Origin of the sequence: Paenisporosarcina antarctica (assembly GCF_004367585.1) — a bacterium.
GTDB classification, from domain to species: Bacteria; Bacillota; Bacilli; order Bacillales_A; family Planococcaceae; genus Paenisporosarcina; species Paenisporosarcina antarctica.
In genome coordinates this window covers 1,804,964-1,830,502 of sequence record NZ_CP038015.1, presented here as the reverse complement: position 1 = coordinate 1,830,502, position 25,539 = coordinate 1,804,964, and the positions used below count along the sequence as shown (strand labels likewise).

At 35.4% G+C, this 25,539-nt stretch carries 20 protein-coding genes and 5 pseudogenes; 15 read left to right on the top strand and 10 right to left on the bottom strand.

Annotated features, from left to right (window positions below; translation table 11 throughout):
• Position 1 precedes the first annotated feature (1 nt).
• On the top strand, positions 2–1,213 hold the full coding sequence (locus E2636_RS09140; RefSeq protein WP_134209929.1) for an acyl-CoA dehydrogenase family protein: 1,212 nt from the start codon (positions 2–4) through the stop codon (positions 1,211–1,213).
• Between the two features lie 103 nt (positions 1,214–1,316).
• Here the strand turns inward: E2636_RS09140 and E2636_RS09135 are convergent, their stop codons facing one another.
• Positions 1,317–2,960 (bottom strand): PucR family transcriptional regulator, encoded by a 1,644-nt coding sequence (locus E2636_RS09135; RefSeq protein WP_134209928.1) that lies wholly within the window; start codon positions 2,958–2,960, stop codon positions 1,317–1,319.
• Positions 2,961–3,099: 139 nt separating this feature from the next.
• Here E2636_RS09135 and E2636_RS09130 point away from each other — a divergent pair, with 139 nt between their 5' ends.
• The 5 genes from E2636_RS09130 to E2636_RS09110 all read left to right on the top strand — a co-directional run bounded on the left by E2636_RS09130 (position 3,100) and on the right by E2636_RS09110 (position 9,681).
• Positions 3,100–4,569, top strand: a complete 1,470-nt coding sequence (locus E2636_RS09130; protein WP_134209927.1) for a CoA-acylating methylmalonate-semialdehyde dehydrogenase — start codon at positions 3,100–3,102, stop codon at positions 4,567–4,569.
• Between the two features lie 360 nt (positions 4,570–4,929).
• Entirely contained in the window at positions 4,930–6,183 is a 1,254-nt protein-coding gene (locus E2636_RS09125) for a M20 family metallo-hydrolase (protein WP_134209926.1), read from the top strand.
• Between the two features lie 65 nt (positions 6,184–6,248).
• A complete protein-coding gene (locus E2636_RS09120) occupies positions 6,249–6,473 on the top strand; it encodes a DUF3311 domain-containing protein (protein ID WP_134209925.1) in 225 nt (74 codons plus the stop codon).
• Entirely contained in the window at positions 6,473–7,939 is a 1,467-nt protein-coding gene (locus E2636_RS09115; RefSeq protein ID WP_134209924.1) for a sodium:solute symporter family protein, read from the top strand. The genes E2636_RS09120 and E2636_RS09115 overlap by 1 nt, the downstream gene beginning before the upstream one ends.
• Positions 7,940–8,028: 89 nt before the next feature.
• Positions 8,029–9,681 carry an amidohydrolase gene (locus E2636_RS09110; RefSeq protein WP_134211777.1) on the top strand — a complete coding sequence of 551 codons (1,653 nt, stop codon included), beginning with the start codon at positions 8,029–8,031 and terminating at the stop codon, positions 9,679–9,681.
• A 45-nt stretch (positions 9,682–9,726) separates the two neighbouring features.
• Here E2636_RS09110 and E2636_RS09105 read toward each other — a convergent pair whose 3' ends face one another.
• Complete coding sequence (locus tag E2636_RS09105) at positions 9,727–10,893, bottom strand: vanadium-dependent haloperoxidase (protein ID WP_134209923.1); 1,167 nt, start codon at positions 10,891–10,893, stop codon at positions 9,727–9,729.
• A 109-nt stretch (positions 10,894–11,002) separates the two neighbouring features.
• Here E2636_RS09105 and E2636_RS09100 point away from each other — a divergent pair.
• The 6 genes and pseudogenes from E2636_RS09100 to E2636_RS09075 form a co-directional block, all read left to right on the top strand.
• Positions 11,003–11,217, top strand: a pseudogene (locus E2636_RS09100) (ATPase); the annotation flags it as partial.
• A 241-nt stretch (positions 11,218–11,458) separates the two neighbouring features.
• The gene (locus E2636_RS18980) at positions 11,459–11,653 is read left to right on the top strand and encodes a hypothetical protein (protein WP_166669506.1); all 195 of its coding nucleotides are present in this window, start codon (positions 11,459–11,461) and stop codon (positions 11,651–11,653) included.
• A gap of 444 nt (positions 11,654–12,097) precedes the next feature.
• Positions 12,098–12,280, top strand: coding sequence for a hypothetical protein (locus E2636_RS09095; protein WP_134209922.1), 183 nt, complete (start codon positions 12,098–12,100; stop codon positions 12,278–12,280).
• 269 nt (positions 12,281–12,549) lie between these two features.
• Positions 12,550–13,079: pseudogene (locus E2636_RS09090) on the top strand (D-glycero-alpha-D-manno-heptose-1,7-bisphosphate 7-phosphatase).
• A gap of 1,143 nt (positions 13,080–14,222) precedes the next feature.
• Positions 14,223–14,459, top strand: a complete 237-nt coding sequence (locus E2636_RS09080; protein ID WP_134209921.1) for a DUF1059 domain-containing protein — start codon at positions 14,223–14,225, stop codon at positions 14,457–14,459.
• Between the two features lie 1,048 nt (positions 14,460–15,507).
• Complete coding sequence (locus E2636_RS09075; RefSeq protein WP_134209920.1) at positions 15,508–16,323, top strand: manganese catalase; 816 nt, start codon at positions 15,508–15,510, stop codon at positions 16,321–16,323.
• A gap of 525 nt (positions 16,324–16,848) precedes the next feature.
• Here E2636_RS09075 and E2636_RS19365 read toward each other — a convergent pair.
• The 3 genes and pseudogenes from E2636_RS19365 to E2636_RS09060 all read right to left on the bottom strand — a co-directional run.
• Positions 16,849–17,178 (bottom strand): annotated as a pseudogene (locus E2636_RS19365) (hypothetical protein); the annotation flags it as partial.
• 384 nt (positions 17,179–17,562) lie between these two features.
• Positions 17,563–18,801, bottom strand: coding sequence for an ABC transporter permease (locus E2636_RS09065; protein ID WP_134209919.1), 1,239 nt, complete (start codon positions 18,799–18,801; stop codon positions 17,563–17,565).
• Positions 18,794–19,693 carry an ABC transporter ATP-binding protein gene (locus E2636_RS09060; RefSeq protein WP_134209918.1) on the bottom strand — a complete coding sequence of 300 codons (900 nt, stop codon included), beginning with the start codon at positions 19,691–19,693 and terminating at the stop codon, positions 18,794–18,796. The genes E2636_RS09065 and E2636_RS09060 overlap by 8 nt, the downstream gene beginning before the upstream one ends.
• Positions 19,694–20,866: 1,173 nt before the next feature.
• Between E2636_RS09060 and E2636_RS09055 the strand changes: the two genes are divergently transcribed.
• Genes E2636_RS09055 through E2636_RS09045 form a run of 3 tightly spaced genes read left to right on the top strand, consistent with a single transcriptional unit; the run spans position 20,867 to position 22,704 of the window.
• Complete coding sequence (locus tag E2636_RS09055; RefSeq protein WP_134209917.1) at positions 20,867–21,430, top strand: DNA-3-methyladenine glycosylase I; 564 nt, start codon at positions 20,867–20,869, stop codon at positions 21,428–21,430.
• Between the two features lie 14 nt (positions 21,431–21,444).
• Positions 21,445–21,765 (top strand): nucleoside triphosphate pyrophosphohydrolase family protein, encoded by a 321-nt coding sequence (locus E2636_RS09050; RefSeq protein ID WP_134209916.1) that lies wholly within the window; start codon positions 21,445–21,447, stop codon positions 21,763–21,765.
• A 24-nt stretch (positions 21,766–21,789) separates the two neighbouring features.
• Complete coding sequence (locus E2636_RS09045) at positions 21,790–22,704, top strand: helix-turn-helix transcriptional regulator (RefSeq protein ID WP_134209915.1); 915 nt, start codon at positions 21,790–21,792, stop codon at positions 22,702–22,704.
• Positions 22,705–23,219: 515 nt separating this feature from the next.
• Here E2636_RS09045 and E2636_RS18975 read toward each other — a convergent pair.
• From E2636_RS18975 to E2636_RS09030, 5 genes and pseudogenes are all read right to left on the bottom strand, one after another.
• A complete protein-coding gene (locus E2636_RS18975) occupies positions 23,220–23,366 on the bottom strand; it encodes a hypothetical protein (protein ID WP_166669505.1) in 147 nt (48 codons plus the stop codon).
• A gap of 628 nt (positions 23,367–23,994) precedes the next feature.
• Positions 23,995–24,189, bottom strand: a pseudogene (locus E2636_RS19360) (hypothetical protein); the annotation flags it as partial.
• Between the two features lie 155 nt (positions 24,190–24,344).
• Positions 24,345–24,508: pseudogene (locus E2636_RS19615) on the bottom strand (FMN-binding negative transcriptional regulator); the annotation flags it as partial.
• Positions 24,509–24,531: 23 nt separating this feature from the next.
• A complete protein-coding gene (locus E2636_RS09035) occupies positions 24,532–25,050 on the bottom strand; it encodes a spermidine/spermine N(1)-acetyltransferase (RefSeq protein ID WP_134209914.1) in 519 nt (172 codons plus the stop codon).
• 25 nt (positions 25,051–25,075) lie between these two features.
• On the bottom strand, positions 25,076–25,528 hold the full coding sequence (locus tag E2636_RS09030) for a MarR family winged helix-turn-helix transcriptional regulator (RefSeq protein WP_134209913.1): 453 nt from the start codon (positions 25,526–25,528) through the stop codon (positions 25,076–25,078).
• Positions 25,529–25,539 lie beyond the last annotated feature (11 nt).

Here is a 25,539-nt window from a genome sequence, read left to right as displayed (position 1 = left end):
TATGAATTTTTCATTTTCAGAAGATCAAAACATGTTACGCAGCACGGTAAGAGGGTTTGTTGACAAGGAAATCATGCCTTATATTGGAGAATGGGATCGCCAAGGAAAATATGATCCGGCAATTTTACCGAAACTTGCAAAACTTGGATTAATGGGTGTTTGTATTCCTGAACAATATGGTGGTAGTGGCATGGACTATAATTCATTAGCAATTGTTTGTGAAGAATTGGAACGTGGAGATACTACTTTCCGTACGGCCGTTTCAGTCCATACAGGCTTAAACAGCATGACATTGCTACAATGGGGCAGCGAAAAACAGAAACAAAAGTACTTAATTCCCCAAGCAAAAGGTGAAAAAATTGGCGCTTTTGGTCTAACTGAACCAGGAGCGGGGTCAGACGTAGCAGCTATGCAAACAACAGCTGTTAAAGTAGGCGATCATTACATTTTGAATGGACAAAAGACTTGGATTTCATTATGTGATCAGGCTGATACCTTCTTAGTATTCGCATACACAGCCGATAAAACAAAGAAACATAAAGGAATATCAGCATTCATCGTTGAACGGACTTGGGAAGGCTTCTCCTCTAAAGCGATAAAAGGAAAACTAGGTATTCGTTCAGGAAATACAGGCGAAATATTCTTTGAAAATGTCAAAGTACCAAAAGAGAACTTGCTTGGTGAAGAAGGCGAAGGATTTAAAATTGCCATGGCTGCACTCGATAACGGTCGATTCACTGTTGCCGCAGGAGCAGTTGGTCAAATTATGGCATGTATCGAAGCAAGTGTAAGTTATTGTCATGCTCGTGAGACCTTTGGTAAAGAAATCGGCAAGCATCAACTTGTTCAACAGATGATAGCGAATATGGAAGCTGGCTTTGAAATGAGTCGTTTACTCGTTTACCGAGCAGGGGAATTAAAAAATGCAGGGAAACGTAATACACGAGAAACATCTCTTGCTAAATGGCAAGCATGTGACTTCGCAAATAAGTCGGCAGATGACGCGGTTCAGATTCATGGAGCATATGGCTATTCAGATGAGTATCCAGTTGAACGCTATTTACGTAATTCGAAGGCACCTGTTATTTATGAAGGTACGCGTGAAATCCACACAATCATGCAGGCAGAATATGTGTTAGGTTACCGAGAAGATAGAAAGTTAAATAATATGTTACCAGCATGGGAAGACGAAGAGAGTAAGTCTCGCGTATAAGTTAATAAAGTGAAAAACGTTTGGTGGGTTGCACACCAAACGTTTTTTTGTGTGAATTAAGAAATTATTGCTGTTTAAATATTCGAAAAGGGTAAGTAAGAATTTATCGAGAAAAACTGATAGTCCCTTCAATATTGACTAGCTGATGTGCCTTTATGGCAACTTCGAGTGCCAGACGGTTCGATGGTTCCATAAATTTTGAACCTAGAATTGATTCTAGCTTATCAAGTCGATTATATAACGTTTGTCTGACGATAAATAAACGGTCTGCTGTTTCGTTCTTAACCCCATTGCATTCCAAATATACACAAAGAGTATAAAAGAGTGTACTTTCCATCTTTTTATCGTAATCTAGTACAACATTTAAATAGTCATTTATATAGTCTTCAAGATAGCCACTATTTTTTAATGTGAGTAGCAGCCTGTAAATGCCAAGGTTTTCATAGAAGTAGGTTTTCGTTATTTTGGAGCCGTACATTTTAAAAACTTCTTTTGCTTCTTTATAGCCTTCTTTTACTTGGACAAGATCTTTATACACTCTACTGATACCAAATGTGCAACTGCTTCCATCCAGATAACTTTGCTCTTTCATTTCTGTGATACTTCGTATGATTTGCGAGAATTTTTCGGTTTCTCCTTTTAAACAATCATCGGCGATAAAAGAAGCGATTACCGATATTTCTGACTTTCCTGAAGAAACCGCTGGGAAAAAACCATGCCGCTTGAAAAGGGTTCGGACTAACATAGCCCTTTGCAACTTTACTTCTTCCCAGTCTTCTTCAACGATACTAATTTCTGGGAAATCCATTTGAATTAAAAAAATTCTGAAATACATTTTACTGTTGGCAGTTGGCAAATAAGTATGGATATCGTCCTGTTCGTATTCTCGTCCTTTCATTAAATTCCGTACGATTTCGTCTTCCATGTTCTGGCGTCGTTCTTCGATTGTCTTGATTCGCAATAGAATTTGCGCAATGGCTAGCGCAGCCCGATCTAAAATGAGAAAGAAAAGCTCATTGGATAATTGTTGTTTCATCTGTAGACATAAGTATCCCCAAGTTTGTCCAAGTCCTCTGACTGGCATGAGTGCAAATATGTCATCATCGATGGTAAGGGTTATTTTCTCCGTATTGTCCAGTTCAGATTTTTCTATATATCCACGAATAGCCGTTTCTAAATTCCCAATTTCTGAAGGATAATAATACGATTTTGAATCATCCGTAATGAATAGCACACCTTCCTGAAAGTAGTTGTGCAACTCTTGAAGGATTTTTAAAATGCCATTAGGAGCAAGAGAAAGCCCGATGAATTTCCTTGACAATGTATCGAGTTGAGTAAGCATCTGGTGATGTTGGTTAATTATATGGGTATGCAAATCCTGTGTTATATCAACAAATTTCACAATTTTCTCGAAAATTATTATGGGAAAGTCATGCTCATTCGCTAATTGGGTGAGCTCAAACGGAATTTCTTTAAAATAGGTACCTATTTCAATACAAATACCAGCCGCATTTTTATCGATTAAGCTCTTTAGATACTTATGTTGAGTAGGTAAATCAAGTTGAAGACCAACACCCGTCGTTAAAATTAGTTCCCCTCCGTTAATAAGGGATTCAAATTCTTTTACTTCTAATATATGTGTCCACTTTACTTGTCTAGTTAATCCTTTAGAACCAGCTATGACTTTAGCAAAATTAAATGTCTCGCGATTTAAAATGTCTTTAACTGTCAATACAAATTCCGTCATCTAAATTAGCACCTCCAAAAAGTTAAAAAAAATCATGAATGACTATACTTTATGTAAAGTGAAACAATTCCGAATTTTCGGTAATATACATAGTGTAAACTACGTTAGGTATAAAGAAAAGTAGAATTGGAGGAAGATTATGAATAAATTAGCCGTTAAAAAGAAAACTCTTTCAAACTATATCGATGGACAATGGGTAAAATCGACGACAGATAAGTACTTAGAAGTTCCAAATCCTGCAACAGGTGAAATATTGGCAGAAGTTCCTATATCAACACAAGAAGATTTGGAAAAAGCAGTAGTAGCTGCAAAAAAAGCATTTGCTACATGGAAAAAAGTTGCCGTTCCTCAACGATCAAGAATTCTTTTTAAATATCAACAATTATTGATTGAAAATCGAGAAGAACTTGCAAAGCTTATTACGATAGAAAATGGTAAAAATTACAATGAAGCTTTAGGTGAAGTTCAGCGAGGAATCGAGTGCGTTGAATTTGCATCAGGAGCCCCAACATTAATGATGGGTTATCAACTTCCTGATATTGCAACAAATATCGAGTCAGGTATGTATCGTTATCCCTTAGGTGTAGTGGCGGGGATCACACCGTTCAACTTTCCAATGATGGTACCTTGTTGGATGTTCCCACTTGCCATTGCTAGTGGAAATACCTTTATTTTGAAACCATCTGAGCGAACACCTCTTCTGGTCAATCGTCTTGCTGAGTTGTTGGAGGAAGCAGAACTACCAAAAGGTGTATTTAACATTGTGCACGGGGCACATGATATCGTTAATGGTATTCTAAGCCACCCCGATATTCCAGCAGTATCATTCGTTGGGTCACAGCCGGTAGCGGAGTATGTTTATAAAACAGGAACATCAAACGGTAAGAGAGTTCAAGCACTTGCTGGTGCAAAAAACCATACAATCGTCTTGCCTGATGCAGACATGGATCTAACTGTTACAAATATTATAAATGCAGCTTTTGGATCTGCAGGAGAAAGATGTATGGCTTGTGCAGTTGTTGTTGCAGTTGGTGATATTGCTGATGAACTAGTTACTAGATTAGTAGATGAATCGAATAAGATGACAATTGGGAATGGTTTGGAAGAAGATATCTTCCTTGGCCCAGTTATTAGAGATTCTCATAAAGATAAAACACTTAGTTATATTGATTCGGGCGTAAAAGAAGGAGCAACGCTTTTACGTGATGGACGAGACGACAATTCCTCTTCTGAAGGTGGATATTTTGTAGGACCAACAATTTTTGATCATGTAACTCAAGAAATGAAAATTTGGAAAGAAGAGATTTTCGCCCCAGTGTTGTCAATTGTAAGAGTGGAGACAATCGAAGATGCAATTGAGTTTACAAATAAATCCGATTTTGCCAACGGAGCTTGTTTATTCACGGACAGTGCGAAAGCTATTCGTCAATTCAGAGAAGAAATCGATGCAGGTATGCTAGGTGTGAACTTAGGTGTTCCAGCACCAATGGCCTTCTTCCCGTTCTCAGGGTATAAAAAATCATTTTATGGCGATCTCCATGCAAATGGACGGGATGGAATCGAGTTTTACACACGTAAGAAAATGGTAACCGCTCGTCATTCATATTAATAATTAGTGTTTTAAAAAAGGTTAAAATGAGCCGTGAAGTACTTGGAAAAGCAGCGTCGTATACCAAAATGTATAAATTACATGTGGAGCGAAGAAGCAAGCTTACCATGTAATTCACGGCTTTAAATGAACTTCTATTATAGGCAATGCTCTGTGAGTAACCTAAGAGTTAGCAAATCCAGTGTTAATCTGTAGTTATTGAATAGTAATAAAACGTATAACCTAGGTCCATAGTCACTCAAAAAACAATATAAGATGGATAATCTTTTATTAATTAACCATTATGTAGCATGATTTTAATAACATTTTTCATGTATAGTAAAGACTGAATAATCAACTTATTAAAAAGGAGGATAATACTTGATAATTCAAGAAGCGCTAACGATAAATAAAAATCGATTAGAACAAAGAATAACTATTCTATCTCAAATAGGTAAAATCGCCGGTACAGGAGTTTGTCGACTTACATTGTCAGATGAGGATAGACAAGCTGTTGAAACCGTGAAAAGTTGGATGGAGGAAGCTGGATTAACAGCAAAAATTGATGATTTTGGAAACTTAATTGGTCGGCTAGAAGGAGAAAATCCGAAGGCTCCTATTTTAATGATTGGTTCACATGTTGACTCTCAACCATATGGTGGAAGATTTGATGGTGTGATTGGTGTACTTGGTGCACTTGAAGTGGTTCAAACCATGAAAGAGAAAAACATAGTTCCAAGTATGCCAATTGAAGTAGTTGCGTTTTCAGATGAAGAAGGCTGTAGATTTAATAAGGGGTTATTCGGGGTTAGAGGAATACTCGGAAAATTAGAGGAAGGCGAATTAGATCGTACAGATAAAAATGGAATAACAAGAAGGGAAGCACTCGTTCAATTTGGATGTGATCCAACGCAATTAAAAGAATCACAATACCCAGTCGACAGTATTCATGCGTTTCTTGAAATGCATATTGAACAAGGTCCAATTCTGGAAGACAAAGGTTTACCAGTAGGAATTGTTACAGGTATTTCTGGTCCTTTATGGTTAACGGTGGAATTGGAGGGCTTCGCAGGTCATGCTGGGTCAGTACCAATGCCTATGCGAAAAGATGCACTAGTTGGAGCTGCAAAGGTTATAGTCGCACTCAATGAACTGGCTAGTCAGGATGCTAGTGCACCAACTGTTGGAACAGTTGGAAGTATGACTATTTTCCCTGATTCTCGTAATATCATTCCAGAGAAAGTTAGATTTACAATTGATTTAAGAGATATTGATATCGAACGTAGGCACAGAATCGAAAAGCAATTAAGAAATCGAATAAGTGAAATTACTGAAGAACATCAATTAACGTGTAAAATCTCAGAAGATACAAATAGTGAACCACGCTATTGTTCTGACAGAATTATGAAGATAATGAAGGATGAAAGTGATCAAATTGGCTTACATGCAATTGAATTAATGAGTGGTCCATTTCACGATGCATTAGCCATGTCTTATGTATGTGATTACGGAATGATTTTTGTTCGCTGTAAGGACGGAATTAGTCATAATCCGAAAGAATTTTCAACCATTGAAGATATCTCGTTAGGAACTGAACTATTATATCGAACTGCTCTTAAAATGGTGAAGGATTGAAAGGGTAAAGAAGGAACTTGGGGTGGGTACTCACCACCTTGAAAATACATAAAAGGAGATGGAGTATGAGTACACGAAAATTTTATACACTCTATATTGCGATTGCAACACTACCATTTTTAATGCTAGTTTTCCCCTTATTTGAAATTGGAAACCGTGCTACACCTATTGTAATGGGATTACCATTTTCATTTTTTTGGGTAATATTATGGATTGTGATTACTTTTGTGGCTCTGATAATTTTATATTCTCTTGACCCAGATAATAAAGAAGAGGAGGAGGATGTCTAATGCCAGGCTGGCAAATAGCTTTAATAATGATGATTGGTTACCTTGTAATTGCTTTAGCTGTGGGAATGATGGCGGGCAGAGGGCAAGACAGTAGTTCACTTAATGAATTTGCTGTTGCTGGCGGGAAGCTTAATTTATTTGTCATGTGGTTTTTAATGGGTGGAGCTGTGTTCAGTGCATTTTCATTTCTAGGTGCTCCAGGTTGGGCATTTTCAAAAGGTGCCCCGTCCCTATATATTATTACATATACAGCATTCGCAATTTTACCTTGGTATATTATTGGACCAAAGATAGGGAGAATTGGGAAAAAGCATAATTTTTATACTGTTGCTGCTTTTATGAAAGGAAGGTTTAACAGCCCTACTTTAGCAATTATTGTTGGTTTAATTGCTTTATTCGCATCCGTTCAATATTTAGCAACACAGATGTCTGGTATGGCTCTTATTTTTAACATAATGACAGAGGGGCGTATTCCATTTTGGTTAGGTGCACTTGTATCTTACGGCATTGTTGTCATCTATGTTGCAACTGGTGGGTTACGAGCTGCTGCTTGGTCGGATGTATTCCAAGGTTTGTTAATGATCATCATTTCTTGGGCTGTAGGTTTAACAATCGTCTATCAATTACACGGTGGGACAACAGAGATGTTTACAACGATTGCGAGAGAAACACCAGAATTCCTCCAGATTGGAAAAGCAGGGTCAACAATGGGGAGTGTGGCTTATACAACTACCATTTTAGTATCCGTCATCGGCTTCTTAATGTGGCCTCATTTGTTTTCAAAATCGTACGCGACTACTCCTAGAACAATTAAAAAAACAGTTCTAGCCTACCCGATTTTTGCCTTGTTTCTTGTGCCGCTCCTTTTAGTAGGGTTTGCTGCTAGAGGAGTAATAGATTCAGGACAACTAGAAAGCCCAGATCAGGTGTTACCATTTTTAATCACAACGGTATTAAACTTACCTGGATGGCTTTATGGACTTGTTGGTGCCGGGGCACTTGCGGCAGCCATGTCAACTGCAGATGCAATTACGCATAGTGCTTCATTAGAAGTAACGGATGGAGTTGTAAAGAATATATGGAAAAATCTTTCTGATAAAAGAACTTTGTTAATCATGAGAATTGGTGTTTTTGTAATTGGAGGTATCGCTTATTATATTACTGTATTCGGAGGTCAAGGATTAATTGCTCTTTTACTAGGTGCTTATGGTTCTATTGTGCAGTTTGCACCTGGTGTATATAGTGCATTATATTGGAGACGCGCAACGACAAAAGGTGTAATTTCAGGTCTTGTTGTAGGAACTTTAGTAAATTATTACTTCCAACTTGTTGCGGAATCTACACCATTTGAAATCCACGCAGGAATATTGGGATTAATAGCGAATGTTCTTGTAATGGTAACTGTTAGTTATTTAACAAAAGCACAAGATGATGAAGTTGTCAGAAAATATGTAGATGCAAAATAATAAAGATGAGTAAAAAAAGTCGTCGGTTCCCTCCAAACAAAATGAGGCCGATGACTCTTTTTTATAGTTACTAGGGAGATGAGAATATGATGAAAGCCGATTTGGTATTTATAAATGGTGAAGTTGTTACCATTGATCACGATAATAGGGTGGTAGAGGGCGTAGCGATAAAGGACAATCGAATTATTGCTGTTGGATCAAACAGAGAAGTTCAGCAATATTGTTCAGATGACACAACTAGTATTGACCTTGATGGAAAAACGTTACTACCGGGCTTTATTGATGCACACTTACATCTTACTATTTATGGAACAAACTTATTAGGTGTGAGTTGTATAGCACCACATATACATTCTCTTCACGACCTATTTGTCGATTTGAGAAAAAAAGCTATGGTAACTCCTAAAGGACAATGGGTTCGTGCATGGGGATTTAATGAAAAAAAGTTGGTAGAAAATCGTTACCCAACAATACAAGAACTTGATGAAATCTCAACGGATCATCCGATTGTCATTATTCGAACATGTAATCATACGTCCATTGCTAATAGTAAAGCAGTAGAAATTGCAAATATTACAGAAGGCACTAGTGATCCTGCCGGTGGAATCATTGAAAGAAATCAGGATGGAAGTCTTACTGGTAAGTTGATTGAAAATGCTCATATGAATCTCTTTGAATATGCAAGTTATAATGCTGAAGAATTAAGAGTAGGGATGAAGCTTGCCTCTGAAGAATTCATTAAAGCAGGTGTAACAAGTATTCATGATGCTGGTGCATATGGAGATGGCTCGGAAAATCTTCGAATCATGCAACAGGCTGTAAACTCTAAAGATATTAAAGTACGAGTCTATGCAATCATAGGTTCTTTGACAAATTCTCATGAGTTCGTTCTTAAAATGATTGAAGCAGGTCCTATAACTGGTTTGGGTGACGATTGGTTGAGAATTGGTCCAGCCAAATTGTTTACAGATGGCAGTAGCATAGGACCGACAATTGCAACTCGTGAGCCATATTCACATTCTGAAAATGATTATGGGATTGTTTATTATAATCAAGACGAGTTAAACAGAATATTGGGTGAAGCTCATAAGAAAGGATTTCAAATTACTGCCCATGCACAAGGAGACCGAGCAGTAGAAATGCTTTTAGATTGTATTGAAAAGGCGTTAATAGAACATCCAAGGAAGGACCATCGTCACAGAATCGAACATGCAGGGATCACACCGCTAGATTTACAAAAAAGAATAAAAAGACTAGGTATAGTCATTATCCCTAATCCTGTATTTATGTATGTAAATGGAGATACTTATCTTGAGTATTATGGAGATAGGGTAGAAGTAATGTACCCAGTTCGCGACTATATTGACCAAGGGATCATCGCTGCTTTTGGATCTGATGCTCCTGTTACTTTTCTTGATCCATTACTTGGAATCCACGCGGCACTAAATAGAAAGTCTATAAAAGGACAGTCAGTGGGAGAAAACCAATGCATTGGGATCATGGAAGCCATACGAGCCTACACCTGGAATGGAGCGTATGCGAGTTTTGAAGAAAATAGCAAGGGGAGTATTGAAGTTGGGAAGTTTGCTGATCTGGTTGTCTTAAACGACAGTATTTTGAAAGTTGATAAAATGGACATAAAAGATATTCTGGTCGTGCTTACCATGGTTGATGGTAAAGTTTTATATGACCCGATGAATCTTAGCAGAGTGAGATCTATTCACATACCAATAGTCAACTAATTTAATAGATTGATTTGTAAAGTCTACAAGAAAAAACCTCTTCATTTAGAAGAGGTTTTTAAAATTAAAGAAAGGATGTGGACTCCTACGATTTTGGTGTGAGGAAGATTCTGCTTTATCATTATGTTTTTCACTGTCAATACTGCTTTCAATATCCTTGAATTTGTCTTTGTCACTGTATACGTCATCATGTCTGTTATTATACCTCTCAATGTCTCTTTTATTGTCACTGTAAAGGTTTTTGTATGTGTCACTGCCAACACTTTTGTGTTTGTCTCTGCTATTATCCTTGATTTTATCTTTGCCTTCGTAACTGTGTTTCTCTTTGTCCTTGAGTTTGTCAGAGTCACGGTAACTGTATTTCTCTCTATCCTTGTCTTTTCCCTTTACTCGAGATGAACAATCATCCGTAAAATCATAAGGGATAAATTGATTAAAGTCATCTGCAAAGAAATCTGCATTGCGGTATTCTCTGTAAGGGGTATCAATAGGTGTATGATTTGGATTACGCTGTGTCTTTAAGTGATCTACAACCACTTTTCCTATAAACCTTCCTAATTTTAGCCCTTCAGTATTATCGATTGGAAAATGAACACCTGCATATAAACGACTGACTGAATCATCTTCAGCAAATTTGCGTAATTTTTTTGCTTCTCCAGGGAAAAAATAACTTAACAACACTTCTGAACAGCCTGACATGCTAGCGTGCCCTGAAGGATAGGTTGGAAATCGTGGTGTACATAGTATAGTATCCATCTTATGGTCATATTGGTTGGGTCTCGCCGTATCCCACTTGTATTTATAATCCCAAACCACAATCATGGTGTCGTTAACAGCTCCCTGCACAGCTGTTAATATTCGTGCAGCGTAAACTGGACTGACGCCATATGAATCAATTAAACGATCAATAACAGGGGTCCATTGCTTAGTCGGAACACCCGTTCCATAGAATATACCTATTTTCTCTTGTATAGGCGTGAGGTTTCTAAGTGTGCTTTGGACAATCTTTAATTCATTCTCAAAGTCTATGTGATCTGGATGTTTGATTGGAAGATGCATTTTCACTCCTTTTGGATTAAGAAAGTCCCCTTTTCTGTTTCTTTTTAAATATGTTAATGACCAAGAACCTGCATTAGAAGTAACCGCATTACCTGGTGGTCTTGATTCTCCAGCATAAGGAACTTTGGACCATCGTAAATATTTTTTACTCATTCTTATTCACCTCCAGACTCTTTTTTTATATTATGAGAGGGACTGGGATTGTGGGTGTGCTTTTTAGAATGTTTACAATTTTTTTGAGAAAAAAATATATCTTCCTGCTGAAGCATTTGTGAACATGGCTGGTATTGCTATTCAAAATGCGGAAAATTTAACTCGTAAGGAGAAACTCATAGCAGAAAAGCAATTATTATTAGATCTTACACGGGAACTATCTATGTGTGCTTCGATGAAAGAGGCACACATAGATAAATGCTGTTTTTATGTTGAAAAAGTGTTAAAAACGATAATATTGGTGTGCACATACTAAACCCTTTAACACTCTTTCCAATTATTTGGAGAGAGTGTTTTTAATTCCATTAATGATTAATTCCCAATTCGGAGGAAATGTTAATAAATAGTGCATGCAGCATACAATCAGGTACAGGATTGTTGTAACCAAACTTGATTACTAAATTTAGGCTTTTACAGGACATCAATGCTATTAATAGAGATGCCTTACGCCAATTGAAAGAACGAACACATAAGCGTATTAGCATTCCCACCGGTAGGAGGTGACATGATTGGAATGGGAATTACGGAAGATGAGGCAGATCAAAACGAGCTGAATTTAAAGAAGGAAAGCTGCTCGTATTGTTGGATTCGTATGACAGAAAAACGGATTCATTTGTTAACAATGAGTTACACTCAACTTAAGGTACTACTAGACATTAAGTACTATAAATTCACAAAAACAAGGTCAATCCTTTCCTAGGAGTGGCCTTGTTTTTATGAGCTAAGGAAAGTAACTTTTCATTCTTCAAGAGAAGTAAGCACGGTTTAAAATAATGAATTTAATGTATTTACAGAAAATTCTGTTCAATTAAGTTGAGAAAATTATGAAAAAGAAATTAACTATTACCCATTCATATATAAAAGGAATATAAGAAACAAGTTCTAGGATTAAGAAAAGGGGATGAATGTTTTTAACATGTATTTCGTGACATTCAATTATTTTTGAAAAGTATGTATAAAAGTCGAATTAGTTGCTAATAATATAAACAAATGACCATCTTCATTATTGAATTAATAGTTATATTAATAGACTTGTCCTTAAAATTAACAAATAGTAGATACAGTATATAAATTAAATATGAAATAGGGTTATTTCTTGAGTTGCTATATGAAAGAGAAAAGAAGAAGGGAGGAAATAACTCGTATGAAAACGTCTATAAACAAATTAGCTGAAGCGATTGGCATAGGTATCATTTTACTATTATTTAACCCTGAGTTAATGGTAGTAGGATCTAGTATTAGAGAGAATGCATATGAGACGATTGTGGTTAGCCTATTAGTAATAATAATCGTTTTAATTTTAAGAAAACCCAGATCACGAGCATAATGATTGAAAAAAATAAAAGTCGTCTATTCTGAGTGAAAAAACCCAACTTATTATCGGATATCTTCAATATAAGGAAGCCACAATTATATTGAAGATTTCGGTTCAGAATTCACACAAGAGAAAAATCCATTCAATTTCATTTCTAAACAGGATCCAAAAATGAAACAATTCGCAAAATTGATGGACGAAATTTTGGAGATATTCAACAAATACACATAACCTTGTTCTGATTTGAACGGGGTTTAATATATAAAAAGGTGTGAATGTGAATGAAGAAGGCATTATTTTTGGATCGTGACGGAGTAATAAATGAAGTGCTAACGGATAGGGTTAAATTTGTAAATAAGCCACATGAGCTATACTTCTTACCAGGTGTTCCAGAAGCAATTAAAAAATTGAATCCTTTCTTTGATTTCATATTTGTAGTAACTAATCAAGGCGGAGTTGGATTGGGATACATGGAGGAAACGGAGCTCAATAAAATACATGACCATATGATTTCTGAATTAAAGAAGGAAGGGGCAATTATTCATGACGTGGCTTATTGTCCTCATAAACCAAAATCGGGCTGTGCCTGTCGCAAGCCAAACAGCAAATTAATTACAGATCTCAGTAAAAGGATGATATTGATTTATTCCAATCCTACATGGTAGGAGACACTGATACAGATATTATCGCAGGGAAGAAGGCAGGTACAAAGGGAGTATTTTTGGGTAAGAATGATCCGCTTGCAGATGCTGTTTTCCCTGACTTAATAAGTGCTGTGGATTGGATTATAGAGGATACAACAGCGAAGTAGAGCCTGCCTTTGGTATTCTCTTTTTATTAAAGCCTATAATTAAATTAAGGGGTTGTAGCATCGGCTGCCTTTAAAAGGCAGCTGTTTCTCATGGGGGAAGAAAGTTTATTAACTCCTAATAATTGTATTGATATATTGTGGGGAAATAATCATTGACGCGAAAAAGAATAAATATTAAATGAAACTACGTACGTTCGGAAGGATGATTATCTGAATTGACAACAGAACAACTTAAGTTAGTTTCCTTTAAAGCATTTTACACAAAACGGTTATGAAGGTGCATCGTTGGCTATGATTGCCGATGATGTAGGGATAAAAAAACAATCTATTTAGACTCATTTCAAAGGAAAAGATGAACTTTTCCTTCAGTTATATAGGGATGCCTATGAGAATGAAATAAGATTCCTTAAAAATTTCATTAAAAGTAACATGGATCAACTTATAAAGGAATTCTAATTTGATTCTTTTGCACTATATAGACCGATATGAGAAGATCTACTAAATTTTAGATTCGCACTGCTTATTATTCGCCAATCTAATCAAGTGATGGAAAATGTTTACGGATACCTAGATGAGTTAGAAGAACTTTTGCTTCCGGTTATAGATAAAGTGATAACAGATGGAGAAATTAGTCCCACAATCGGTGTAAGCCATTGTTGCATTCCTTGGAGTAATTAGATGGAATATGGGTTGAGATGTTATATGGAGGTACTGAGAGCTTTCAGAAATGAGTAGATCCATCTTGGTATCTGTATTGGCACGACTTTCGAAGGATTAATCGGTTTTGGAGGGGATTTTTAATGAACCGTATTTAGGTATTGGTCTTACTGGCTGGGCACTGCTCTGCTTATTTATTTTTCATTTGCTTTACTGGTTCAGGCGACAAAAAGTCTGCCAGTAGCTACGATGTTTTTCAAGATAGTTGTAAAATATTGTTCAATGGTGAAACCAAGTGAGATAAAGATGTTGGTAATAGCTCCAAGCCTAAATTGCTTTTCTTCGTTAACGCTCCCCGTAGTTCCATAGGTAGGACATCACACAGTAAAATAAAAAATAAACTTGGCTTATTCATATTGTATGATAGACTAAAAACACTTAATATTTTGGCTTTTAAAATACAATAGAATTAAGGAAGTGATAACAATGAAAACAATGAGTTGTAAACAACTTGGTGGGGCTTGCAACAAAGAGTTTCATGCAAATACTTTTGAAGAGATGGCAGAAATCATTAAAAATCATGGTGCAGAGATGTTTCAAAAAGCTGACGAGAAACATATTTCAGCAATGAATGAAATGAAAGAAACCATGAAAAGCCCTGAATCTATGAAAACTTGGTTTGAAAGTAAAAAAGAAGAATTTAACGCATTACCGGAGGACTGATAATTTAGAAATGATTGTGAAAATCCAAATATCTAAATCTTTTTGAAGGAAAAGACTAAGAAATTCATAAAACGAGTGCTTTTCCTTCTTCACCATTAGAAATAAGAACAACTTTACTATTATTAATTATGGAATAATTTTCTGTATTTGAACAGCCTGATACAAGAAAAACGTTAGCTAAATCTATTTTTGAACAATTTCTTTAAACCCATATTTATCTCCTCTAATGCTCCTAACTAAACTCCCTCTATAAAAATTGATATATCAACGGTTCTCACCTTGTCATAATGTAGAGTAAATATTTTTTTACATAGCTGCCCCTGACTTTAATAATGAATAAGTGATCTCTCGCAGTTGAAGAATCGCTCCGGTTAATGAAATAAGTGAAAACTTTTAATTAGTTTAAATCTACTCTTAGGAAAGTTATTAAATTTTGATAATTAATTAAGAGTGAGAGTATCGGGTAGATGAAAACTATATAGGCAATCAAGCAGCACCGAAATTGCATCTTCGGGCGTTCATGAAAGGTTTCAATAACTTTTTCATCTGCCAAGGCGATATTATTTAGCACAATAAATTTTTCGTTGAATCGACTACAATAGGTGCTTGTATAACTACCAAACTGAGATAGGAGTGAGTTAGTAACTCCAGACTCGAACGCATTAGATATTCCCTGATTCCATTCTGTTCGAGATGCAAGAAGTAAATTCAATATATGTTTCAGTAAAAGTCTGAATCGAATCGGGCTTTTTTTATGTGTGGCCATTTCGAGGTCCTGCTACACGACTAATTTCACTTCTTCGTTTGTATCTAGAAAATTTATTAATCTGGTTTGTAATATCCCGAAATATTTCAGGATTTAGTAAACCTGAAGGAATTTATAGTGGGCACTATAAATGAAAGTGTAATAGCAGATATATAATCTAGTCCAAGAACCCTAGGCTAATTTCTAGCTACTATACATATCATATCAATATTTTAGTTAACCGTATGAAACTGTATTAACCGGGAAAACTTAAAATTGTGTTTAAATTTGGAGGTGTTTTGAATGTTTTTTCATGTTAAAGAGTTACAATACAGATCGAAGCCAAATAATCCCGACCCTGTTTACGCCAAGCAGTTACAAGAAGTGTTAGGTGGACAATTTGGTGAAATATCAGTTATGATGCAATATCTTTTTCAAGGCTGGAACTGTCGGGGAGAACAAAAATATCGTGATATGCTTTTAGATATCGGGACAGAGGAAATTTCACATGTAGAAATGCTGGCAACAATGATTGCTCAGCTTCTGGATAAGGCACCTATAGAAGAACAAGAAAATGCTGCAAAAGACCCTATTATTGCAAGTGTAATGGGAGGCATGAATCCTCAACATGCGATAGTAAATGGATTAGGCGCAAGTCCAAATGATAGCGTGGGATATCCTTGGAATGCTCGGTATACAATCGCAAGTGGCAATCTGCTTGCAGATTTTAGAGCGAACTTAAACGCAGAATCTCAAGGAAGACTTCAAGTTGTACGTTTATATGAAATGACCGATGATTATGGAGTTAGGGATATGCTATCCTTCTTAATCGCTCGTGATACGATGCATCAAAATCAGTGGATGGCAGCGATTGCGGAGTTAGAAGAAAAAGAAGGTAAAGTAGTACCAAATACATTTGATCGCCAATTTGAGAAATCAGATGTAGCCTATAAATTCATGAATTGTTCTGAGGGTGCTGAAAGTCAACAAGGTCGTTGGGCTTCTGGTCCTTCTATGGACGGGTTGGGACAGTTTGAATATGAGGCTAAGCCTGTAGCTACAGGTCAATCTCCAATATTAGAGACAGCTCCTGGTTATATCCATGGAACACCTAAATAAAGTGCAACCAGTTAGAAAGCAATTCTGTAGAGATTTTCTACGGGGTTGTTTTTTCAAGTATCCCAATTACATGTGAAAAAGAATTAACTACTAATACCAAGTATTTAAAGATCAAGGCGTCCAGAGGATACCGATAGTAATGAGCACCGTTTTAACCTCAATGATGTCTGAAGAATGGGAAACATTTATCCAAAAGCTATGATCTACTCAAATCAAGGGTTCTATTACACACATCCAGATTCTCAAGAACTCGTGAAAGGAATAGGTCTAGTTCAATCCATGTAGCGTTTTGGTTACTGTTTAGATAATTCCTCTGTGGAGTTATTCTTTGACCATTTTAAGGATAATGTATTAGGAAACACAGAGTTTGGAAGACCTGAGGGTATGTTTTGGTGACTATATGATGAATAACAAAACAATACGTAAACAATGGGACTTATATAAGATGACTCCGGCACAATACGTGGCCACTGAAAAACTACGTTTTTAAATAAATATACTATTTTATATTTAAAAGGCGACACAATCTAATTCATCTTTGACTTCGTTAGAAGTGGTTTTTGATGGAAACTTATCTTTAATGGATGCATCAATTTGATAGACAGATTTTCGAACATTTTTTTGATTTCTACATTATAAATTCTTTCGCCGATTTTTGATTATCATGTGCTTTTGTGATAAATCAAAAATAATTTGAGCAATAAATATTTGAACATGCGAATCGTCAGCATTGCATTGCTACCGTTATCGAGACAATATTTAGTTTTCAATTTTCCGATCACAAAAGAAAAGTTGACGATTTCTTTGATTTGACATAGCATATTATTCTGGCACAACGATATCGTAAATCGCCATAAATGGGCTAAGGTTTAAAGATTCTTGATTGATATCATCGGGACACCACCTGAAATTAGTATACAAATTATACAAAAAAATGTGAGCCTTTCTCGATAAAAATCGGGAAAGGCTCACATAATTTTAACTATATAGACTTTTTCAGTGGCCTCGCACAGAACCGAAGTCATCTAATCGCAACAGTCCCTTTTTATTTAACTGTCCGTTAATAAGGGCTAAAGACCACTTAATCTCGAGTGTTTTAGAATAAGTGGTCTACAAGTGATGTGTGGTACACAAGTGATAAGAAATAATCTAGTGATTTATAAGTATGACCTAATAACTTAAAAAAATACTTGACAAATATCTACTGACTAGCTTCTTAATTAACACTGCTTAAAACACTTAAGTTGTCATCTTAAAGATATTTTTAATTTTCGTAAATAATCCTCCCGAACTATACATGAGGACACTCCGTTTATAGAATGACAGACTTAGCATGAATAATACTAGTGTGGTTAGTATCAACACGAATAGAGAAATGTTTATTTCAATTGTAGTTATGTCAGTAGCACCGATTCTTAGTGGCATGACCATACCAGAAGTGAATGGGATGTAAGAGAAAATTTTAACTAGTAACGTATCAGGGCTAAACATCCCAGATATCAAAACGTAAAATCCGATGATACCCATCATCATAGCTGGCATCATCGCTTGAGAGGATTCTTCTACTTTAGAAACAAGAGAGCCTAACAAAGCCCCTATAATTAAGTAAATCGCGATGGATACAATTAAAAAGATTACGGAGTAAATGACAAATGATATGGAAAGTTCATTTACAATATCAAGCACGACTTGCCATTTAGACCCATCGTCTATCAACATTAGTAGTGGCACGAGTACCGTTACTAAAAGAACCATCTGGGTAATTGCTAATAAAAAGGTTCCGGTCAATTTTGCGAGTAAGTGAGTGACAGGTTTAACACTTGCCAACATAACTTCTAATACACGAGAACCTTTTTCCGAAGCCACATCAGTAGTAATCATGGATAAAAATGAAATTATAAATGAATAGATTAAAAATCCAACTAAGAAAGAAGCACCTACTCCGGCAGCTTTTTCATCTTCACTTTTGTTAGACGCAGATTCCTTATTTAAACTTTTCATCGTAATTACTGTTTGAGATTGGAGAATTTTCTCAGCTTGTTCTGCAGATAGATTCATTTTTTGAACCTGATATAACTTACCTGCATGTTGAAGCAAGGCTGATAAGGTCATTTGATTATTCATCGATAACGGCTCGAATGTTGCGATCTCCGTTGATAACTGTTGATTTTGATCTGATATTACAACTGCTGCGTCTAATTTGCCAGCCTCGACTTTTTCTTCGATGGCATTCTGACTTTCTTCTGAAAATGAAAATTCAACATCTTTCGTTGACTCAAATAATGATTGGATGTCAAAGTCTGTTTCATTCATAACTGAGACTTGTAGTGGATCATCTTGGAAAAACATTTCTTTGATATCTCCCGAAAACATAACTGCACCAATAATTACAACATAGATAAGGATAGACCATATAAATGAGGGAGCTTTCACTTTTTCTCGAAATAAGTGCTTCACAAGTAACCAATACTTAGACATGAACTCTAGCCACCTTATCTTTAAAAATCTCATCTAGCGACAAATAATCTAAACTAAATTTTTCGATATATGTACCATTCGTAATAAAATCAAAAATAGATTGAGCATAAGATTCATTTTTCAATGTCAAAATGTATTGATTACGATCAACTTGAACAGAGTTTACGCCTTCCAATTTCTCCAGTTCTTCTTTGGGAATTTCTGTTCGAATAGTCAATTTAATTTTTCCATATTGCTTCTTTAAATCGATTAAACTTCCCGTGAATAGAGAAACACCACGTTTTAACAAACATAAATGATCACATAACTCTTCTACATGATCCATTTGATGACTTGAAAACAGAATGGTCGTCCCTTTGTCTTTTAATGATAAAATAGCGCCTTTTAATAAGTCCGTATTGACTGGATCTAACCCACTAAAAGGTTCATCTAATATTAAAAACTCAGGTTGATGAATAAAACTTGCAATTAATTGAACTTTTTGTTGATTTCCTTTTGATAGAGTTTCTGCTTTGGATCTTCGTTTATCCTCTAACTCAAAACGTTTAATCCAAGTTTCTACTTCTGGGCGTAGCTCATTTTTGTTTTTCCCATGTAGTTCCCCAAAAAAATACAATTGATCTTCAACTGTCATTTTAGGAAAGATTCCGCGTTCTTCAGGTAAATAACCTAAAATATCTCGATTGATACTATTGATGTGTTTCCCTTTCCATGTAATTGTCCCACTTGTTGTCTCCTGCAAATCCAGTATCATACGGAACGTGGTCGTCTTTCCCGCACCATTTTGACCAATTAAACCAAAAATTTCTCCCTTATTAATTGTAAAAGACAATTTTTCAACGGCTACAAAATCCAGATACTTTTTTGTTACTTGTTGAATAGATAGTGTCATCAAAACTCTCCTTAATATATATTCTATAAAATGATTTTCTGTACTCTGCCCATCAAAAGAATGGGGTTACCATATGTACGAATGAGTAGAGAAAAAGTTCCTTTAATTCAACCTAGTTTCTAGGGGATGAAAAGTTATAAATGCGAATGAACGAAAATTCTTCTTATTATCTGATTTCTTTTTTACAAATCAAATATACTTAAAAAATCTAGTGAATTTAATATACGTATCCGGTACGAGCTTATTTTTTCACTGGATTATTCATCGAAAGTTCTTTGATATCCAGCGTAACAAAAGTAGAAAGGGAGGGAAATAATGGTAAATATAAATTTTAGAATGGTAGTGGGAAGTATTATGGGAGTGTTTATTCTTGTCTATGGAACAGCTTAATTATTCGACCTGATTTTTGGAGGCTATATGATGGAAGGTGGAGTGGAAAACCTTAATTACGGGATTTTAGCTTTATTATGTGCTGCTCCCTTTTGTTAAGAGTGTTGATAGAACGAAGTAATCGTTCAACGAATCATGTGATTTTCCCACTAAGTGCCTTGCTAATGGTAGAAACGTTGCACTTTACGGCAAGAAATGAAAAGGTCTCTTAAACGGATATAGAATGTAGGGGGTGGACATTTAAATTAGTTTATATATGCCCCATTAATAGAAGTCACTTGAAAATAGGAGCTAAATCAATAGAAAAGGGTAATAAGATACAAACTAGATGCAATGAAATTTATAATGGAATAAGATTATTACTAGTAGGAATGGAGATTTCTTTAATTCTTTTTTTATTTACTGAACACTAACACTTCAACAAATTAATATTCCATACGGTAGATAATGAAATATAGATTTTGAGCAATATTTTGATACACATGTAGCATTAAATTTTCATCAAAATGAAGAGAAAATAAAATATTTCAAAAAGCATCGTTTCCGATACGAGAGATATGAAAATGGAAGCTTTCAGGTTTTTTACTGAAAGCTTCCATTTTGTTATGAGCGTAAAAGTTTTATTATCCAATGTACTCACATATGATTTCTAACCATTTTTAAAATGAGTGATTCTATTGTGTGATAACAAAAAAGTGAATGTTATTTTATTTTTTTGAAATATGACATACTGTTGTCCAATTAAGAATGGTAAATTAATAAAAAGATGAAATGAGGGAAATAATGCATACATGTTTATGGCCAAATAATAATCAGCTCATGCAAACATATCATGATGAAGAATGGTGTGTACCAAACAGTGAAGATCAATACATTTTTGAAATGTTAACTTTAGAAGGTGCACAATCAGGATTATCATGGAGTATTGTTTTATCAAAACGAGACAGTTACAAAGAAGCATTTCACAACTTTGATATTACCTATTGTTCCAAGCTAACCGATGCCGACTTAGAATATATTAAAGTACACAATAATGTGATTAAACATTTTTCTAAGCTTCAATCTGTTAGAAATAATGCTAAAGTTATATTGAAAGTACAAGATGAATTTAAAAGTTTTTCCAATTTTTTATGGAGCTATGTAGATTTTAAACAGATTGTTAATAACTGGGATGCGGATACACAGATTCCAGCTCAGACGGAACTATCCAAACAAATCAGCAACGATTTAAAAAAGAGGGGGTTCAAATTTATTGGTCCTGTTACAATGTATTCTTTTATGCAAGCAATTGGCATGGTAGATGATCATATTAAAACATGTGCTTATCATGTTTCAAATAAAAAATAGTGAGGAGACTGGATATGAATTTTAATGAAACAGTAGATCGGTCGTTACAAATTAGAAAGATATATCATCAACTTGAGAACAAACATCATGGAACGGAGTGGTCTGTGGAGGAGGATGCGCTGGCATTTTTAACTGATGCAGCGCTAGTTGGACGTCTAACTATGGCTCACCAAGAAAGATGGCCAACAGCAACAGCCATCGATCCTAAACCTGAACTAATGCATAAGATTGGTGAGTCTATCTGGTGGCTCATTATTTTAGCAGAACGAATGGATATTAATAGCGAACAAGCTTTAGAGCAGTTCTTAGAGAAAAAGGAAAAACAATTTATGTAAGGAAAGCTTGCCGGGAGGATTTCTATGACCATCAATAGGCATTTTGAAATCATTTATATATTATTAGATAGAAAAATTGTCACAGCAAAAGAATTAGCAGAGCATTTTGAGGTTTCGACACGAACCATCTATAGAGATGTAGACGTATTAAGTGGGGCTGGGATTCCTATTTATTCCAGTAAAGGGAAAGGAGGAGGTATCTCTTTGCTAGAGGGGTACTCTTTTAATGCTTCGCTTTTAACAAGTAATGAACAGGAAGACATCTTAACTGGTCTACAGACGTTGGTGGTCACTGATTTTCCGAATTCGGATAAAATAATAAAAAAGGTATCTCGATTATTTAAAAAGGATACGACTAACTGGATTGACATTGATTTCTCTCCATGGGGAAGTGGGCCAAAAAGTAAACAGCTGTTCGCTTCATTACGAGATGCTATTATCAATCAATTTGTGATTCATTTTAGTTACATTAATTCAGAAGGAGAAAAAAGTGAACGGAATGTGGAACCACTTCAATTATTATTCAAACAGAATGCTTGGTATCTTTCCGGTTATTGTTTATGGAAAAAGTGTTTTCGAATTTTTAAAATCAGTCGGATGCGAGAAGTAACCGTGACTAACCAACCATTTAGTCCTAAACCTTCACATAACGCCATTAAAAATGCAGAGACACAAGTTGCACATTCTTCCGTACCTGTAACTCTCCGGATATCTTCTAAGGGAGCACACAGGATTTATGACGAGTTCGATGACCATATGATTACGAAGAACCAAGATGGATCTTATACAGTTAATACTCAATTCCCGATAGGTCCCTGGTTAGATAGCTATCTGTTATCATTTGGAATCCTTTTACAAGAAATTCATCCTGAGGATTTGCGTGCAAGAATGCTAGCCCAGCTTGATAAACTAAAAAATAATCTCAATAGAAGTGAATAAATTTCACTATTATTGAGATTCGAATAAGATTTAAAGAGTATATGTCTAATGTTGACCACCTAATAAACAGGCAAAGAGGCTTAGGATGAGCGATGAGATTACCCTAAGTCTTTTTTCTATGGTGCAAAATTCGACTAAAGTGACATGTTTTTTAGAGGAAGTAGTGTCGTGTTCAGGACAGGACGAGTTTTGGAAGATAAAAAATATTACAAACAAATAAAGGAACTATTCTCCAAATCGGATTATGATAAGTGTCCGCTATTCGGATATAGTTTCGGGGGTTAGTTTAATTCGTTGAAACAAAAAATTACCATATATGGGATAATGAACCTAAATATTTAGCCCGGTGCTCAGAAGCTGATTGAGTATGCATACAACATGGCAATATCTATTCAAGCTACTAATTCTTCTTAGTATACTTGTGAATGGGTAGTTGGATCATACAACCAAAGTCTAGAAGGAAAAAAAGCCGAGCGGGGCCGAGCCCCAACGCTCAGCTCTTTTTATTCAAGCATTTAAGCAAATAGAGAATCATTAAAATAGATGATTTGGGAAAGAATTTTGCTACCTTTAATATTCTTTAAAGCGTTCCTTGCTTCTTCTTCTTTATTAAATTCGTACATCTTAATATCATTCTTTAAAAAGAGTGTAATAACCCACATGAAAAATCCTCCTATTTTTTTACTTTGAAAATTATTTTATTCTTGTGTTCTACAATAATTCTCAGAAGAATTAATTGATGCTAACATGTGGGATATCTTAAAGTTTTTCTTTATAAATTCACCCCCCTTCCAAAATCAAATCTAATATAGAAGACATCATGAGCAGTGTTTAGTTGAGCCTTTTATAAGAATATTAAACAAATAATAAGATTGAAAATGTTACATTCATAAGCCATATTAATCGTATTATGATATTTGGTTTACAGGAGTGTCTCCAACAAACACTATCTATTAAGAGCTCCCTTAGCCTCTTTTTCTTCCTCTGCTATCCCTTTAAAACTGAATATAATAAATATACAGAATTTATTCCGAGAATGCTAGTCTTTGTGAAAAAATTCACAAAATAATTTATTGTTTGAACAAATTTTTGACTTGTGAATCCATGAATTGGTATTTAACAACACGCTTGAACAGTCTCTGCAATCCCGAAAATGGGTGAAGAGACTGATTGTTTAACTGACCTTTTATGGGGTGTGGACTGCGTGTTGACATAACAACTGGAACCGAAAGTGATCACCCTCGGTCCAAAATAAGAGTACATGAAAAAAGAAGGTTTAAAGTGGAGTGTTCATGATGGCAAAAAAACCGATGGCGCTAGAACGCCAACGGCTTCATGAATTAGTGGGGTGCGGGAACAATAATGCAGTTCTCGGCTGAATACTTTTCGGTTTAATTGACCATTAAAATAGATTTTTCCACCTCCGTATTCGGGGCGGTGAATAGAAATTAAATCCCAATGAATAACAGATTGATTCCCGTCATCACCTTAACCAATGTATCAACTGTACCTTGTAATTTGGTATTTTGGAAGTTGTGCTGAAGGACAATTCTAGTTGGGTATTTATCCCTATTCATAATCGTTAATAATTCTTCCTCTGATTTTCCACTCCAGTCAAGTGTATCTAGAGACCAATTACTCCCCGTTATATAGTAAACATCTCCTTCTTTATCAACTGTAAGGGCAAGTGAGTCGCAATGGGTTTCCCTTTTTTTGTGGTAATGAGCGTTCCAAATGAATTCATTTGAATAAACTTCTGAATTTCGTCAAAATTTAAGACCTTAAAATATTTAGGAATATACATGATAATCCGCCTTACTAATAATGTTAGAGGAGTGTTTTGGTCATGATTAAGTCCACTTGTTCTTCATCGCCCATATAAAAAGAGTGGGCGTCAGTTTGGACAAACCCCTTTTTCTTATAAAAAGCAATGGCATTTTCATTTTCTTCCCAGACTCCTAGCCAGACTTTCTTTTTCTTGTATTCCATGGCAATCTCCATCGCTTTATTAAGCAGGCTCTTTCCAAGCCCCTGTTTTTGAAATTTCTTAATTATATAAATCCTCTCGATTTCAAGTGATTCATCGCCCATTACTTCCGACTGGGCATAATAGGTATTGATCTTAAGGTACCCAGCGACTTCATTATTAAAATATACAAAAAAGAATTGTGAAGAACTATTGGATAATTCTTTTTTTAATTGGTTCAAATCAAATGCCTTATCCAAATAGGCATTTATCTGTTCAGGTGAATTCTTATCCTTAAATGTCTCGTTAAATGTTTCAACACTGATTTCTTGAAGTTCGCTTGAATCTTCAAGGGTACACTTCTTTATAGTCATCGTCATTTGAATAAGTCACTCCTTCAGCTAATCAATAGTTTCTCTTGTTTCCTTTTTTTACAAATCCCCAGTCTTTTCCGATATTTTTTCTGATTCGTTGCAGAAGTTCGAAAGTGGTTGCTACTTCTTTTTCGGTAAATCCTTCTAATGCAACGAAATTGGAATAATCATTTTCTCTTTTTATGAAAGGGTACACAGTTTTTCCTTTCTCAGTTGGATAGAGTCTTTTAATTTTTTTGTTATGTGGATCTTCTTTCTTTTCAATAAAGCCATTCATTTCTAGTTTTTGGATAGCACGAGTTACTGTGGATCGGTCTACTTTTATCATCTCCACTAACTGTTCCTGAATGATTCCTGGATTTTCACATATTCGCACAAGGTATAAATACTGTCCTTTGGTAAGGTCAAATTCTTTGAATTCTATATTACTTATCGAATCCAATGCCCTTGCTATCATGCCGATTTCTCGCAGAATCTCTTTCATAAAAAACTCCT